The sequence below is a fragment of the Clostridium sp. CM027 genome, from assembly GCF_024730565.1.
In the GTDB taxonomy this organism is placed as follows: Bacteria; Bacillota; Clostridia; order Clostridiales; family Clostridiaceae; genus Clostridium_AD; species Clostridium_AD estertheticum_B.
Genome location: NZ_CP077725.1, coordinates 2716018 through 2732375, shown reverse-complemented (window position 1 = coordinate 2732375; position 16358 = coordinate 2716018). Strand labels below are relative to the sequence as shown.

Sequence of the window (16358 nt, the reverse complement as noted above, 5' to 3'; positions counted from 1 at the left end):
CTTAATTTTTTTATGCATTTAATGCAGTCATTAATTCTTCCAAATTAAGACCATGAACCATTGCTGCTTCTTCTAATGTTTCAGCTTGCGCTGAAGGACATCCTACGCAACCCATTCCAAAGCTCATTAATACTTCAACTGATTCTGGATTTTGTCTTACAACTTCACCTATTGTCATATCTTTAGTAATTTTCATATTATATACCTCACTTTATGTTAATTTAACCCTAATTCTCATTATATTTTATATGCTTAAATTTTACTAGTACGCACTTTTTTAATCTATAGTATGCACTTGTATACCTTAATATATATTTCCTACAATAATTATAATTCCCTATAATATAAAAACCATACATATTAAAAAAATATCTTTTGTATAATATGCATGTCTATATGCTATATTTCAGTTAACACCATTGTTTGATCTCTTTTAGGTCCTACTGAAACTATGGAAACTTTAACTCCTGTAAATTCTTCAATTTTCTTTAAGTATATTTTTGCATTTTCAGGAAGTTCTTCATAGCTTCTTGCATCAGCTATCTTTTCATCCCAACCATCAAACTCTTCATATACTGGCACGCATTTAGCTAAATCCTCTAAACTTGCTGGGAAATAATCTATAACACTACCTTCAAATTTATATCCTACACAAATTTTAATTTTTTCAAGTCCTGCTAAGGTATCTATTTTAGTTACAGCAAAGCTAGTAAGTCCCGAAACTCTTGCTGCAGTTTTTAATATAACAAGGTCAAGCCATCCACATCTTCTTGCTCTACCTGTTGTTACTCCAAATTCAAAACCTTTTTCGCGAATCCAGTCTCCTACTTCATCATCAAGCTCTGTTGGGAATGGTCCTTTTCCTACTCTTGTAGTATAAGCTTTCGCTACTCCTACAGCATTTGTTATCATAGTAGGTCCTATTCCTGCCCCAACACAAACTCCACCTGCAATAGTGTTTGATGAGGTTACAAAAGGATATGAACCATAATCTATATCAAGCAACGTTCCTTGTGCTCCTTCAAATAAAACATTTTTTCCAGACTTTATTGAATCGTAAACTTTAACTGATATATCTTTTACAAAAGGTCTCATTCTTTCTGCATACTCTAGGTACTCCGTATATATTTTATCAAAATCTAAAGCTTTTCCACCCAAAACTTTTGTTATTATATCATTTTTCATTGATAAACTAATTTTAAGCTTCTCTTTAAAAACATCTTTTTTCATTAAGTCACAAACTCTGATTCCACTTCTTTCAAACTTGTCAGTGTAACAAGGTCCTATACCTTTTTTTGTAGTTCCGATGTCATTTTTACCTCTAGCTATTTCATATAAATTATCTAACTCTTTATGATATGGCATTATAACCTGTGATCTATCACTAATTATTAATCTTTCTGGAGTTATTTTTTCGCCTAGTGCTTCTAAGTAGTCAATTTCTGTAAATAACGCTTCTGGGTCTACAACCACGCCATTACCTATTACATTCAATTTATCTTTATATAATATTCCTGATGGTATTAAGTGAAGTTTATATTCCTTTTCTCCTACAACTACTGTATGACCTGCATTGTTTCCACCTTGGAACCTGACTACTACGTTAGCTCCCTCAGCAAGATAATCTGTCATCTTACCTTTACCTTCATCTCCCCATTGGGCTCCTAAAACTATAAATGCTGACATATAAATTCCTCGCTTTCTTTCAGTTCACAATAAAATTTCTTAACTACTACCGTTAAGAACTTTTATTGTCTTCTATGTTTACTTCATGTTGAATTATACACTTTTAATATTCATATAACCAATTATTTAGATTAAATTCTTAGTCTTCTTTCTGAGCTATGTCTCTTGCTACTACAACTCCTGTTGTAGATGCTTGCATTAGACCTCTAGTTATTCCCGCTCCATCCCCTATTGTATATAAATTTCTAACAGATGTTTCAAACTTATCATCTGTACTAATCTTACTAGAATAAAACTTCACCTCAACTCCATATAGCAATGTGTTTTTGCTATATAAACCTGGTGCTATCTTGTCAAAAGCCTTTAATGCTTCCACAATAGACGTTAAGTGCCTTTGTGGTAATACAAAGCTTAAGTCACCTGGTACTGCTGATTTTAAAGTAGGCGTCGTAGTTGATTTACCTAATCTGTCATAATCTGTTCTTCTTCCTTTTAGTAAATCCCCGAGTCTTTGAACCATTATCCCTCCACCAGTTAACATATTACCTAGCTGAGCTATATATTTTCCATAACCTATAGGTTGATTAAATGGCTCAGTGAAAGTAGTAGATACAAGCATCGCAAAATTTGTATTAGTTGTTCTAAGCTTTTGGTCGGAGTAACTATGACCATTTACAACTGCAATCGTGTTGTCATCATAATATTCCGCTGACACTACTCCCCCCGGGTTCATGCAAAAGGTCCTAACCTTGTTATCAAATGTATCAGAATAATATACTAATTTTGCTTCATATAAGTCCTTTGTTAGATGATCCATAACAGAATTAGGTACCTCAACTCTTACTCCAATATCTACTGCATTATTAGTAACCTTAATATTATGTTTTTTAGCTTCATTTGAAGCCCATTCCGCTCCACCTCTACCCGGCGCCGCTACAACATACTTTGCATTAACCTTAAACACACCATCTTTATTCTTTAATAATACTCCAGTAGCCTTATTATCTTCTATTAATATTTCTTCCACTTCACTAAGTTCTATAAATTCTGTATTTGTATTATCAACTAAATGATGGTACATAGATTTTAAAACTTCATAGGCAAGTTCTGTTCCTAAATGCCTTACTGGACATTCAACAAGACGAATATTGTGCTTACTTGCTTCATATTTAACTTCGTCAACTTTGTCACTATTAATCCCATATACCTTCTCATTTGCTCCAAATTTTATATATATATCATCGCAATACTTTATTAATTTTTTTGAATCGTCTTCAGAAAAATATTCAAGAAGTCTTCCCCCCACCTCAGGGCTTAGAGAAAGCTTACCATCTGAAAAAGCTCCAGCACCTGCCCAACCAAACGTTATCCCACAAGGATTACATTTAACACACTTTCCTGTGTCTCTAGCTGGACATTTTCTTTTTTCTATATTTCTTCCCTTATCAACTATAAGTACACTAAGTTCGGGTTTTTTATTAGAAATTTCTAGTGCCGTAAATATGCCCGCTGGTCCAGCTCCTACAATAACTACATCATAAAAATTTTTCATTTCATATTCCTCCTTGTATTACTCTGTAGGAAATAAAAACTATTAATGGTTACCATACTACTTAATGATATCAGAGCAGTATAAACCAGTCAATATAAAGTGCGAATATTAATAAATTATTTTAAGTAATAGTTCGTATATACATTGTTTATCTAAAATAAAAAATACACTTACCCATATTGAATAACTGTATTTTTCTGTTAAATAATTTTCCTTAAGACTATTTATTAACAAAACTTTTATAAACATTTATATTATCTAGAGACCTTATTCTTTCTGAAAATTTGCCTTCCTTTGTATCCCCTAAAGCCTTATTCATATCATACATTCTTGCATCCATTATATCTAAATGATGTAGCATTTCCGCTTCTGGTATCATAGGTTTTTTAGGGCTCCCATATTCTGCTTCATAATGATGAGCTAGCACCATATGCTGTAACAACATAGATACTTCAGTATCTGCTTTAACCTCAAGACTCGCCGTTTCTATCATTTTAATTCCTTGAACTATATGACCTAAAAGTTGACCCTCTACTGAATACTCGCTTACAATTCCAAGTTCACTAGCATTCATTTCATATATTTTGCCAATATCATGAAGTATTATACCTGCATATAGCAAATCCGTATTTAGAAAGGTGTAAATTTCGCTTAATTTTTCTCCTGCCTTAAGCATGGTGGTTGTGTGATATAACAGACCTGATCTTATAGAGTGATGGTTAGACTTAGCAGCTGGATAATGCATTAGCTTTTCCTCATTATGCCCTAAAATATTGGTAACTATATTTTGAATATCTATATTTTTGATTTTAGATAAATAATTTAAAATATCATCATACATTTTTTCTGGTGAATACGGTGCCACTGCAACATAATCACAAATGCTTACTCCATCTTTTTCCTCAGTTAGTCTTATCGCTTCAACTTTTAATTGAAGCTTTCCTCTCCACTCATTTACCGTGCCCTTAATTTTCACTAAGATGCTTTGTTTAAATGTATTTTCTAATTTTTCATTCCATTCCCAAAGTTTTGCATTTATATCACCGGTGGCATCCCCTAAATTAAAATCCAAATATTTATTTGTGTTACTGTTGTTGGAAACCTTGCTATCTACAGATTTTATAACATAAAAACCTTCAATCCTATCACCTTTCTTCATTCCACTTATCTTCTTCATTTCCATATTTATCTCCTTATATTGTAATAAACTTATTATATCTAATACATTATGCCGATACAAGTGCTTAATATCTCTATGTCAATCAATTAAATTACATAACTTTAATATACCTTTTAATTATACATCAATATTGTTTGTAAAATTTAGAAATCCTTAAGTTAAGAAATATTTTTAATTCTTTTTTAATTATTATAAATTGGATATAAAAAATGAATGTATGATTTAATAAAAATCATACATTCATTTTTTATATTAATTATTCCTGGTTTATATTAAATATACTTATTTTACTACTCTTTTTCCTATTATAAAATTACTTTTATAATATCCAGTTAATTCAGATATTTTTACAACATCACCAGTTTTGGGAGATTGTATAAATTTATTATTACCAATATATATTCCCCCGTGAGATGCTTGGGAAGGCGATGCTGGATTTGTCCTAAAGAATACTAAATCACCTTTTTGGAGACTATTTATATTAACTGAGGTACCTATATTTATTTGGTCCATAGTCGTTCTAGGTAAATTTATACCTATGTTTTTATAAGCATATTGTATAAGACCTGAACAATCAAAACCCCCACTTACATATTTGCCATTAGAATTAAACTTCGCTGGTGTTGTACCACCCCATAAGTATGGCATTCCTAAAAACGTGTTTAACTGCGAGATTAAACTCTCTATGTTTTTTGTTGCAGTACCTTGTTGTCCATTTGAGTCATTTTCTATGACATCACCTCTACTTGGAGTGTCATTACCTAGGCTTACGTATGTTTTAGCTATATATCCCCATTGTCCATTATACTTGATTTTATAAAAATCATTTTGTGTTCCATACAAATCCACTTTTGCATTTATTTTTATTGTGCCCATGATATTATTACCCATAGACGCCGTTTTTCTTACATTTAAACTTGATGCTGTAATATTACCAATTCCAGTAATCACACTGCTTGTACTATCTGTGTTTGAATCCTGTGCTGTTGTAGCTTTCACATATTGCTCACTTACATAACCTGTTTTGCCACCATAATTTATCTTACAAAAACCATTTGATTTTTCATACATTGTCACTTTAGTTCCGCGTGTAATAACATTAGCAACAGAATAATTTATCCCGAATCCTGTTCTTACATTTAAATAATCTGTTGTTACTGTTCCTGACGTCCCCGCTCCATTTGTTGTACTCGTAGAACCAGACGTATTTGCCGATATTTTTATATATGAGCTATGTACATATCCAGTTTGTCCTTTATAATTTATTTTATAGAATTCCCCTTCTTTACCAAGTGTCTCTACCTTCGCATTTCTCGCAAGAGAAGATATAATTGATGATGAAATTGATGATTTTTGCCTGACATATAATGAACTTGCAGTCACCGTTCCATTATCAGCGAACACAACATGTGAACCCGCCATAGTTAATAACATTGCTATAAAAGCTACTCTTTTTTTCATATGCTTACCTCCTATATTTTAAATGAATATGAATTATCGAAATATGTAAATTATTTCTAATGTAAATGTTTTATTTTTTTCTCCTAGAGTTTTACTTGCATTTTTAGTCTCTGCAATATTTTCCAGGAAATATTTTGAGAATTTAGCTTGTCTACTTATTATAACTAGTACTATTCATATTTTTACATCAATCTTCCCCTTTAATTTAAGACTAATACCAATGTCACAAATTTTTCCTTTTTTTTGTACAATACCATTGTAACAGAAAGTAATAATTTTTTATATACATATAATTTATAAAAAACCACTGATTTTCATGACTTTTACCTGTATTCCACTTATTAAATCAAATAAAACGAGGATATAATTATACAAATAATCTTTATATTTCTCAATTCAATTACGTGGTAATATTTGTTAAAATGTATTATAATTATTATTGTGTTACAACATTCTATTTAGCATCTATGAGCTTATTTTATGTAACACGAATCTTGCGAGGTGATAATTATGCCCAGAGGAAGAAAGAAAATTGAAAATTCTAAAAGTGAATTGATTCATGTGAGAATAAGTGAAGAACTATCAAATGCCCTAAAAAGTTTTTGCAAGGCAAGTAATATAAATAAAAGTGAAGGAATAAGACTCCTCCTTGAAAGTATTCTGAAATAAATGCTACACTAAAAAAGTAGTTAAGATATAACTCTCAACTACTTTTTTACTATCCTTTTAAATTATAATCCTCGGTGCTTCAACAGCTCCGAAGGAGCTGCATTAACGACTTCAGAAGTAAATTTATACTCCCGCTGAAGTTTTCTCTTTGTCATGGTAATCAACTCCCATTTATGGGAATATGAGAATTTTCTTCTGAAATATCGTTAAAAGTTCTTGCCACAAGCAACAATTCGTTTGTTACCTTTTATTAATTTACTTTTATCTACTCCAACTTTCACTTTTATCTTTTTCATTTATATTCAACCTCACCTTATATATAATTACACTTCTAGTGCTAATAAAACACGATTGTTTCCTCTTATTTGTTCTGTCTATCAGTATTATTACCCAATATATGTAATATTAATCAATCCGTTAAATATAAAAGCCTGGAGATAGATTTCTCTACCCCCAAGCTACGTTTTACTATATTTCTATTCATACTATGCCACTTTATAACTCACCGTCTGTCTACTTTTGCTCTGCTGAACGTACAAAAAAGCACCAGCAGTTATGCCAGTGCTAAAAAATATTTGTTTCCATATTACAAACTTGGAGCTGAAAAAGGGGATCGAACCCTCGACCTACGCGTTACGAGTGCGTTACTCTACCAACTGAGCTATTTCAGCATATACAAAACAATTTAAACTAATACCTATACATGTTTTTATTTAGTTGCAACCCATTTATATCTTTAAATGAATTAGTAGCAATCAAAATAATATCAACTAACACCCATATTCCAAAACCACCAAAGGTTAAAATCATTAAAATTCCCGTACCTATTTTACCTACATAAAATCTATGAATACCAAATGCCCCAACAAAAATACACAGCAATAAAGCAACTAACCAGTTTTTTTCACTAATAATCCGTTCACCAGTCGTATTAGGTTGAATTAATAAATTAATCCCACATATTTTACAAAAATTAGAGCTATCTTCGTTTTGAGATCCACAACTAGGACAGAACATTAGATCACCCTTTTTAGCTTATTTTGAATGCCTTTCTTACATTTTATCATATATGGTATCATTTTACTATATGTATGGGCTAAGTGTTTTTAAAATAATTATGATTCTTAAAGTAAAAAGGAGTGACGAAAACGCCACTCCAAGCTATAACGACATATCTTTCACACAATTAAGTTTTTTCATATACTCACTTTCAACAGAATCTATATCCCTCTCATTTGATTTTTTGACAATAACTTCATCGTTAATTTGTGGAATTGAATTTGGCATAGCACCTTTAAAAAGCTCTCCAACTATATTACCTATATAATTTTTAACTTCAGGGTTATCTAAAATATTTGCAATATCTACTGTATCTAGCTTCTTAACTTTGTTGCCGTAGTCCCTGTAAAATCTCAGAGCCTGCTTTATAAGTTTAGAATTATTAATACCTTTCTTCTCCATATTGCTCACATAATTAATTAAGTCTTTATCTGTTTCCTCTCCTAGATTTGATGATACAGTTTTACGGAGTGCTCCCATAATTATTGACCTGCTACTGTAGTTGCAGCAACTTCTTTATTTCCATCTAAGTATTCAAGTACTAGCAATTCTTTATATCTTTCAGCGAACAGTATAGAATTTGCACATTGAGGGTTTTTATTATCTATGAGCTTTGGCTCAGTTTTTATGAACTCTGTTTGTAAATATTCTAGTAGTAACTTTGCAGGTCCACCTATTATTCTTATATCTTTACAAGTATTTGGTTTAAAAGAGCTATTAATTGAACTTATTGCTTTCTCCACATATGGTTTTAATACTAAATCTTTAATGTCTTTTAATACATTTGCTTCCCCAAAAGGTAGTTCGTCATCTTCTAAATATTCGATAGCATCTGATATATCATAATTACCATCAGATCCGTCAGCAGAGTTGAACTTAGTGAGTAATGCTTCTATTGTTGGCTCAAACCCATGTTGTGCAAAACTACTAGCCTTAGTCATCCCAAGCACCTTGTTACCAAATTCATCTTTCTCATATTTCCAATGAGATACATCTAAAGTACCACCACCAAAGTCAAGTAATAACATTGGATAAGTAAATGTTTCCATGGTTTCAGCACTTAATGTACCTCCTTGTTTAAATACTTGTACATCTATTATTTCTATATCATATGTTATATTATTTATTGTTATAGATTGTTTTTCCATCTTCTTTATTTCATTTTTAAGTGGAATACTATGGTCTATATAATATTCTGCGGGAAGTCCCACAGCGAGTCTTACCTTTATTTTAGTTTCCCCCTTAAAACTTAGTGCAATAGCGTTAAGCAGGTTTAACTTATAATGATCGGACATGTATTTGTTAGATTCCATGTTAAGCTTGCCTTCTTTATTACCTACGGTGTATAACTTTCCATTCCAAGTGATGTTACTTATTCCAGTAGCCCTAGAACCATGCTTGCTTACGGCAGACACCCTACTAGCAAAAGTTACATTGGTACTTGTTTTTGTAAATGTATTTCCTATGTCAACAGTTAGTACAGATTCTAACGCTTTCTTTAATATAGGATATTTTTTTGATATCTCTGTTAAGTTCATTTATTTTCCCTCCTAAATTTTTCTAATTGTTCCTTATCGGTATATATTCTATATTATGTATTAATATCCTTCTTTTGTAATGAAATATTTATAAATATATTTATTAACCTATTTATAGATGTTTATCTACATACTTGTAAATATATAGATATATATATTTATATATCTACAAATGTAAACATATATATATCTACATTAAAGAAATGTCCTTAATAGCTCACTATTCATATCAACGTCTCCCACACTATATATACATAAATAAAAATAGGATAACAAAATTTTATAAATTTTGTTATCCTATCATAATTTATCTAGATTAATAGATAAATCTACTTTAGTGTATTCTTACTCTCTATGAATTACATCAAGTCTTGCAAATTTACTGAATTGGCCTATCCATGCAAGTTTTACTGTGCCTATAGGACCATTTCTTTGTTTTGCTATTATAAGCTCTGCTACATTTTTATCTTCCGTTTCCTCATTATAATACTCATCTCTGTATAAGAACATAACAAGGTCAGCATCCTGCTCAATAGACCCTGACTCTCTAAGATCAGATAACATAGGCCTATGGTCAGTTCTTTGCTCTGGAGCACGTGATAGCTGTGATAATGCTATAACAGGGCACTGCATCTCCTTTGCAAGAGCTTTAATAGATCTTGATATTTCTGATACTTCTTGCTGTCTGCTTTCTGTATTGCTACCAGTCATAAGTTGAAGATAATCTATAACTATCAGATCTATGCCATGCTCCATTTTTAATTTTCTACATTTTGAACGCATATCCATAACAGAAGTTCCTGCTGTATCATCAATGAATATTTTAGCAGCAGCAAGCGGTCCGGATGCTTTCGCTATGTTTTCCCAGTCCCTATCTTCCAAATCACCATGTCTGAGCTTTGACATGTCAACATTTGCTTCTGAACAAAGCAGTTTATAAGAAAGTTGTTCCTTAGACATTTCCAGGGAGAATACAGCTACACTTTTCCCTTGCCTAAGAGCTGCATACTCTGCTAAATTTAGTGCAAAGGTAGTTTTGCCCATAGACGGCCTTGCAGCGATAAGAATCATATCACCCTTTTGAAATCCAGCGGTTTTATCATCAAGTTCTGGGAACCCACTAGATATTCCTGTTGTTTCCCCTTTATTATTAAATATTCTTTCTATTTCTAAGAACCCTCGCTCTAGAACCGTGTTCATTGGTTCAAAGTCACCCGCATTTTTTTTCTGTGATATGTTAAATACTTTTTGCTCTGCAAGATCCATTACAGCTTCTACATCATCTTGCTTATTATAACAATTTTCCATAATCTCAGTAGAAGCTCTAATAAGTTTTCTTAAAGTAGATTTATCTTCTACAATCTTTATGTACGAACTTAAATTAGCTGTGGAGGGTATTGAGTTACTTATCTCTGAAATATAAGTAATTCCCCCTGATGCTTCTAACTTTTCAGAAGAACGTAAATGCTCGAGTAAAGTAATCATGTCAATAGGCGTGTCTTTTTGATATAAATCAAAAATAGCGCTAAATATACCTTTATGGGAATCTCTGTAAAAATCATCACTTTTTAAAACTTCTACTACTCGTGATATCGCGGTTTTATCTATAAGCATTGATCCAATAACTGATTGTTCTGCTTCTAAATTATAGGGTAAACTTCTAAGAGGTGTATCCATTTTTTTATCTCCCCTAAAGTAATGTTTTATGCCCTGCTAAAAATACATCACCGCAGGTGATGATTTAACAGGGCCATTAATTATAGTTAATTTATTTTATTTCAAACACTAATTTCATTAGCTCTTCAATGTTTGATGATGTTTTTATTTCAATATCTTTAAGGTCAATAGGAACTTCCTTTTCATTATCACTCGGAACTATAACTAGCTTAATTCCCTTTCTTCTTGCCCCGTAAATTTTTTCAAATATGCCACCTACTGGTTTTATGATACCCCGAAGGGATATCTCTCCAGTTACTGCAACATCCTGTCTTACAGGTTTGTCTAAAAGAGAACTGATTATACATACAGTTATAGCGGCTCCAGCCGATGGTCCATCAATTTTACCTCCACCTACTATATTTACATGTATGTCATAATCCTTAATATCTTTATTTGTTGTTTTTCTTATTACGGATGCAGCATTAAACACTGAGTCCTTAGCCATGCTTCCAGCAGTATCATTAAATCTTACTTGACCTTTACCTTTTTCCTTGGCTTCAAATACTGATGTTTCTATTTCTATAGTTGATCCTATATATCCTGATACCCCAAGTCCATATATGTGGCCAACTTCAGATTTAACTTCTTTATCTAATTCCTCATAGGGAGATAGTCTACTTATAGATATAATATCTAACAAGTCCTTAACCTCAATTTCAACTTGAGACGCATCCACTGATTTTCTATTATGCAGTACAAATCCATAAGCATCTGCTAAAATGTTTATAGCTTTTCTTCCTTCAATAGTATATCTACCAATAGTTTTCGCAACGCCATCTCCTATTTTAACTCCTAATTTATTCGCAGCATTTACCACTATATTTTCTATATCCATAGCAGTTAATGGTTCAAAATAAACTTCAGTACATCTTGATCTTAATGCCGGATTTATTTCTGATGGTTCCTTGGTAGTAGCTCCTATTAAAACAAAATCTGCTGGAGCACCTTTATCAAATAAATATTTTATATATTTAGGTGTGTTTTCGTCTTCAGGATCATAATAAGATGATGAAAACTCAACTCTTTTATCCTCTAACACTTTAAGTAATTTATTTTGAAGTATACTATCGAGTTCACCTATTTCATCAATAAATAGTACTCCGCCATGAGCCTCTGTTACAAGACCTGTTTTTGGCTCTGGAATCCCACCCTCAGCTAGATCTCTTTTACTTCCCTGATATATCGGGTCATGTACAGATCCTAAAAGTGGATTTGTTATTTCTCTTGGATCCCACCGTAGTGTTGTACCATCCACTTCTACAAATTTAGCATCTTTATGGTAAATTGTATAACTTAGCTTTTTAGCTTCCTCAAGAGCAAGCCTCGCCGCAGTAGTCTTTCCAACTCCTGGTGGCCCATAAAGAATAATGTGTTGAGGATATGGCGATGCCATTTTAGATAACAGAGATTTTATAGCTCTTTCCTGACCAACTATTTCACTAAAACTCTCTGGCCTTAACATAGCTTGTATATTTTTAGTAAGTTTTCTACTATCAAGTTCTTCTAAATCCGCATATTTTTTAAGTGTTTTAGCATTTTCAGGCCCTTTTTGTTTCTTAATTATTCCAAGTCTTACTTCATCAATATACTTATCTTGCTTTTCCATTAGATTTTTTTCTACTTCAGCTTCAATCTTATTTTGCACATATCTTTTAGCTATTTCATCAGTCAACCATTCATTAGTATCATCTAGTGCTTCTTGTATATTTTTTTCATTAGGCACTATCTCTATACCCTTACCATTGCTGATAATTTTATTTAAAGCGAATAACCTTCTATAGATACTTTCACTTTTAATGTGCTTCTGAAGTTTAAATTTTATAGTTTTAGACTTTATAGTGCCTTCATCTAGTACATTCCTCATTATTTCATATAAAACGTCTATTTGTGTGTCCAGAGGTAATGCATCTCTTTCAACCTGTTCTCCAATTTGATTAACTAATAATGTCTTCAAACGTAATCCGCTTTAATAAATATGATTATCATTTATTTACTAAAGCGTTTCCTCCCTTCGGTTTATATAATTATTCCTCACAAACAAGAACTTTTATCTTAGTAGATATTTCTGGATATATTTTAATTTCTACTTCATAAGTTCCTAATAATTTTATTGTATCTGTTACTATTTTCTTTTTATCAATATCTAAATTGCATTGTTTATTTAACGCTATTGCTATATCTTTAGTTGTAATCGCACCAAAAAGTTTTCCATTCTCTCCAGCTTTACCAATTATTTTTATAACTTTATCTTTAAGTTCATTAGCTGATTTCTGTGCATCCTCAATTTCAGATGTTTTCTTTTTTCTTTCAATATCATTTTTTTTATTTAATATGTGCATATTTGAGTCTGTAGCCTCTTTAGCTAATTGCCTAGGAAATAAAAAATTCCTCGCATATCCATCTGCAGCGTTTATCACGTCGCCCTTTTTACCTGTGCCTTTAATATCCTTTAATAATATAACCTTCATTATTTTTCGCCCTCCTTTAAATATTCATCTATAGCTTCATTTAATTTCACCACTACTTCTTCAAGTTTCAGTGAAGTAAATTTCGTACCAGCCATAGTCATATGTCCGCCTCCCCCTAATGTCTCGAGTATTAACTGTACATTTATTTTCCCAAGAGACCTTCCACTAATAAATACTTCATCTCCTGTCTTTACAATAACAAACGACGCTTCGATACCAGTAATATTTAGAAGTTCATCCGCAACTTGGGCAGCTAATACAGTATCCTCTATTAGTTCTGGACAAACGGCTACAGCAATTTCATTTTTAACTTTCGCTGATCTTATAATATCAGCTCTTTTCAAATAAATACTCAAATCATCAGAAAACATTTTTTTAACATCCATAGTATCTGCACCATGACGCCTTAGAAAAGCTGCTGCTTCAAATGTCCTAACTCCCGTTTTAAAAGAGAAATTTTTTGTATCCACACATATTCCTGCCAAAAGACTTACCGCTTCTATATGTTTAAGTTTAGGCTTGTCAACCATATATTGAATCATCTCAGTAACTAATTCAGCAGTAGATGATGCGTAAGTTTCCATATAACTCAGGACTGCCCCTTGTATAAAATCTTGTGACTTTCTATGATGGTCAATTATAACTACTTTTTCTACCTCTTTAACTATTTCTAAATTTTGAACATGACTTTCATTGTGCACATCCACTAATATGATTAGGCTATTTGAATTTTTAACACTTTTAAATTTTTCACTTGTTATAAAAGTATTTTTGTATTCTTCATCTGCAAGTATTATATCCATCATGCTTTTTATACCGCTATTTATTCCTTCGAGAATAATATAGCATTCTTTGTTTGTTTTTTTAATAATACTATATAGACCTATAGCCGAGCCTAGACAATCAGGATCAGCATTTTTGTGTCCCATAAGGAAAATTGTGTTACTCTCATTTACTAAATCCATTAATGCATGAGCTATAACTCTTGCGCGAACCTTAGTCCTTTTCTCAACTTCCTTTGTTTTCCCCCCAAAGAAAGATAATTTTTCACCTTTTTTCACAACTGCTTGATCACCACCCCTGCCTAAGGCAAGTTCCTTAGCTGATGTAGCAAATTCATAGTTTTTAAGTGGTGTATCTTCTCCCCTACCAACGCCCACACTTAAAGTAACTGCGAGTTTATTACCATTACTTATTTCGCGAACACTATCTAGTATATCAAATTTCTTTTCTATTTCTTTTTCAATATACTTATCTTGGACTATAATAACATATTTATTCGATGTATACTTTTTTACCACCGCATTTACACTCTGTCCATAGCTGTTTATTGTTCTCTCAATCTCTGCTACAAGTAAAGGCGCCTTATCTTCTTCTGTAGTTTTAACAACATCATCAAGGTTATCAACTTCCACTAGCATAACGCTTTCCCTATTACCGTTAATGCCTTTTATTACACTGGTTTTTTCCGTTATATCATAAAAATATAAAAGCATAATCTTATCTTTAACATTTTTATTCTCGTTTGTATCAACAATATTTGTGTAGATTTCATACCATTTATCTTTTATTTTAATATTTGGAAATATATTCTTTTTACCCTCTAAAACTTGCTTTAGATTTAGTTCCTTAATTATATCTCTAATATTTTTATTTAAAAGATCTTCCCCTTCAAGCATTGTAGTTACACTTTGATTATACCATAATATATTTCCCACATACCCTATTATTATTAGTGGAAAAGGAAGTTTTACTAAGGTGCTTGTGGTTGCTATATCCAGTTTAGATGAAAAATTTTCAATGAATTTTTTCCACTCATTTTTTTTAACCTTAGAGTTGTAGATATTATACACTACTAGTATCGCGTATAGTCCCAGTGTTAAAATTCCCACTTCAAGGTGTCCGTAATAAAATATTATACATATGAGTAGGGCCATGGTCACCATATATATTTTATTATTAACACTAAAATAATTGTATTTATTCTCCATAATCAGCCCCCAATTATTTTCTTTTAATTCTATATGGATCGAGCTTTCTAAAATCAAAAGCCATCTCCATGAGTCCTATTGAAAAGTAAATACTACCTAGACGCGAAAATGATGTTAACACTAAAATTAGTGCTACTACTGGTTTAGATAATTTTTTTTTAACTCTTAGAAAATATGTAGCTGCCGCAAGTCCATTTATCATAAATACAATTTGCACAAGTAATTGGGAGGAATTTAGTATAAAATCCCCACCTGCTATTTTTTTTGATGAAAGTATTATGCCTATACATACTATACCTATTAATACAGCTCCTAGTATGTTAGTAACGTAAACTTTGCTGAAAGGTAATACTTTATCCATTTTGTAGTTTAGCTTCTCTAATATGGATCTAGACACTATGTAATTCAAATAAGCTGATATAAATGAAGTTATTAAAATAATTGCAGGTATTACTACCAAAACTATCGTAACATCCATTTTGTTTATCATTTCAAAGTTTTCATTTAAAAGTTTCAACTGCTTTGGAGTTATTCCTTGTTGTAAATAAACCATTTTTAATTGATCCAAGGATACCTTCATATTTTGCTTAAAAAATTCTAAGTTTTTGGAAATAAAATTCATAAAACTTACTTTTTCTATAAATGCCATAGAAAAAGCTATGGTTAGTATATTAGATATTACAGAACTAATACCTAAAAATAATAACGTTATAGATGACTTTTTATTTTTCTTAACACAATAACCAAGCGCAATTCCAACAATGCTATAAGTTATAGCTGAATATATCGCCATTATTGGATTATACACTAAGGATGTTAGAACTATACTCAAAAATATAGCAGTGATTGTTATTTTTCTATTATGCCTTATATAGAGTATTGCAACCGGAATTGGCAATATTAAAGCACCTATAAATGACATAATCGGCAAATATCCTGTTATAATCATTGTTACTGAAATTATAACCGCTATAAGTGAAGCCTCTACAATTGCCTTTGTACTATACTTTTTATTCTCCATTTTTTCCTCCATTA

At 31.5% G+C, this 16358-nt stretch carries 14 protein-coding genes and 1 tRNA gene; 1 reads left to right on the top strand and 14 read right to left on the bottom strand.

The window, feature by feature from the left end; genetic code table 11:
• Positions 1-10 precede the first annotated feature (10 nt).
• The 5 genes from KTC92_RS12880 to KTC92_RS12860 form a co-directional block, all read right to left on the bottom strand.
• The gene (locus KTC92_RS12880) at positions 11-196 is read right to left on the bottom strand and encodes a DUF1858 domain-containing protein (protein WP_216302157.1); all 186 of its coding nucleotides are present in this window, start codon (positions 194-196) and stop codon (positions 11-13) included.
• 203 nt (positions 197-399) lie between these two features.
• On the bottom strand, positions 400-1686 hold the full coding sequence (locus tag KTC92_RS12875; protein ID WP_216302158.1) for an adenylosuccinate synthase: 1287 nt from the start codon (positions 1684-1686) through the stop codon (positions 400-402).
• A gap of 139 nt (positions 1687-1825) precedes the next feature.
• Positions 1826-3238, bottom strand: coding sequence for an NAD(P)/FAD-dependent oxidoreductase (locus KTC92_RS12870; RefSeq protein ID WP_220286218.1), 1413 nt, complete (start codon positions 3236-3238; stop codon positions 1826-1828).
• A gap of 220 nt (positions 3239-3458) precedes the next feature.
• Complete coding sequence (locus KTC92_RS12865) at positions 3459-4421, bottom strand: 3'-5' exoribonuclease YhaM family protein (protein WP_216302160.1); 963 nt, start codon at positions 4419-4421, stop codon at positions 3459-3461.
• Positions 4422-4700: 279 nt separating this feature from the next.
• The gene (locus KTC92_RS12860) at positions 4701-5879 is read right to left on the bottom strand and encodes a C40 family peptidase (protein ID WP_216302161.1); all 1179 of its coding nucleotides are present in this window, start codon (positions 5877-5879) and stop codon (positions 4701-4703) included.
• 510 nt (positions 5880-6389) lie between these two features.
• On the opposite strand from KTC92_RS12860, the gene KTC92_RS12855 reads away from it, so the two are divergent.
• Positions 6390-6548, top strand: coding sequence for a CopG family transcriptional regulator (locus KTC92_RS12855; RefSeq protein WP_165411823.1), 159 nt, complete (start codon positions 6390-6392; stop codon positions 6546-6548).
• Positions 6549-7143: 595 nt separating this feature from the next.
• On the opposite strand, the gene KTC92_RS12850 is transcribed toward KTC92_RS12855, so the two are convergent.
• From KTC92_RS12850 to KTC92_RS12810, 9 genes are all read right to left on the bottom strand, one after another.
• A tRNA-Thr gene (locus KTC92_RS12850) sits at positions 7144-7219 on the bottom strand.
• A gap of 19 nt (positions 7220-7238) precedes the next feature.
• A complete protein-coding gene (locus KTC92_RS12845) occupies positions 7239-7565 on the bottom strand; it encodes a TM2 domain-containing protein (RefSeq protein ID WP_216302162.1) in 327 nt (108 codons plus the stop codon).
• Between the two features lie 144 nt (positions 7566-7709).
• Positions 7710-8087 (bottom strand): hypothetical protein, encoded by a 378-nt coding sequence (locus KTC92_RS12840; protein ID WP_216302163.1) that lies wholly within the window; start codon positions 8085-8087, stop codon positions 7710-7712.
• A gap of 2 nt (positions 8088-8089) precedes the next feature.
• Entirely contained in the window at positions 8090-9145 is a 1056-nt protein-coding gene (locus tag KTC92_RS12835) for a ParM/StbA family protein (protein ID WP_216302164.1), read from the bottom strand.
• 345 nt (positions 9146-9490) lie between these two features.
• Positions 9491-10822, bottom strand: coding sequence for a replicative DNA helicase (locus KTC92_RS12830; protein ID WP_216302165.1), 1332 nt, complete (start codon positions 10820-10822; stop codon positions 9491-9493).
• A gap of 91 nt (positions 10823-10913) precedes the next feature.
• Entirely contained in the window at positions 10914-12818 is a 1905-nt protein-coding gene (gene lonC / locus KTC92_RS12825; protein WP_216302166.1) for a Lon family ATP-dependent protease, read from the bottom strand.
• Between the two features lie 70 nt (positions 12819-12888).
• Positions 12889-13332 (bottom strand): 50S ribosomal protein L9, encoded by a 444-nt coding sequence (gene rplI / locus KTC92_RS12820; RefSeq protein ID WP_216302167.1) that lies wholly within the window; start codon positions 13330-13332, stop codon positions 12889-12891.
• The gene (locus KTC92_RS12815) at positions 13332-15323 is read right to left on the bottom strand and encodes a DHH family phosphoesterase (protein ID WP_220286217.1); all 1992 of its coding nucleotides are present in this window, start codon (positions 15321-15323) and stop codon (positions 13332-13334) included. The genes rplI and KTC92_RS12815 overlap by 1 nt, the downstream gene beginning before the upstream one ends.
• 13 nt (positions 15324-15336) lie before the next feature.
• Positions 15337-16344, bottom strand: a complete 1008-nt coding sequence (locus tag KTC92_RS12810) for a DUF2232 domain-containing protein (RefSeq protein ID WP_220286216.1) — start codon at positions 16342-16344, stop codon at positions 15337-15339.
• Between the last annotated feature and the right edge of the window lie 14 nt (positions 16345-16358).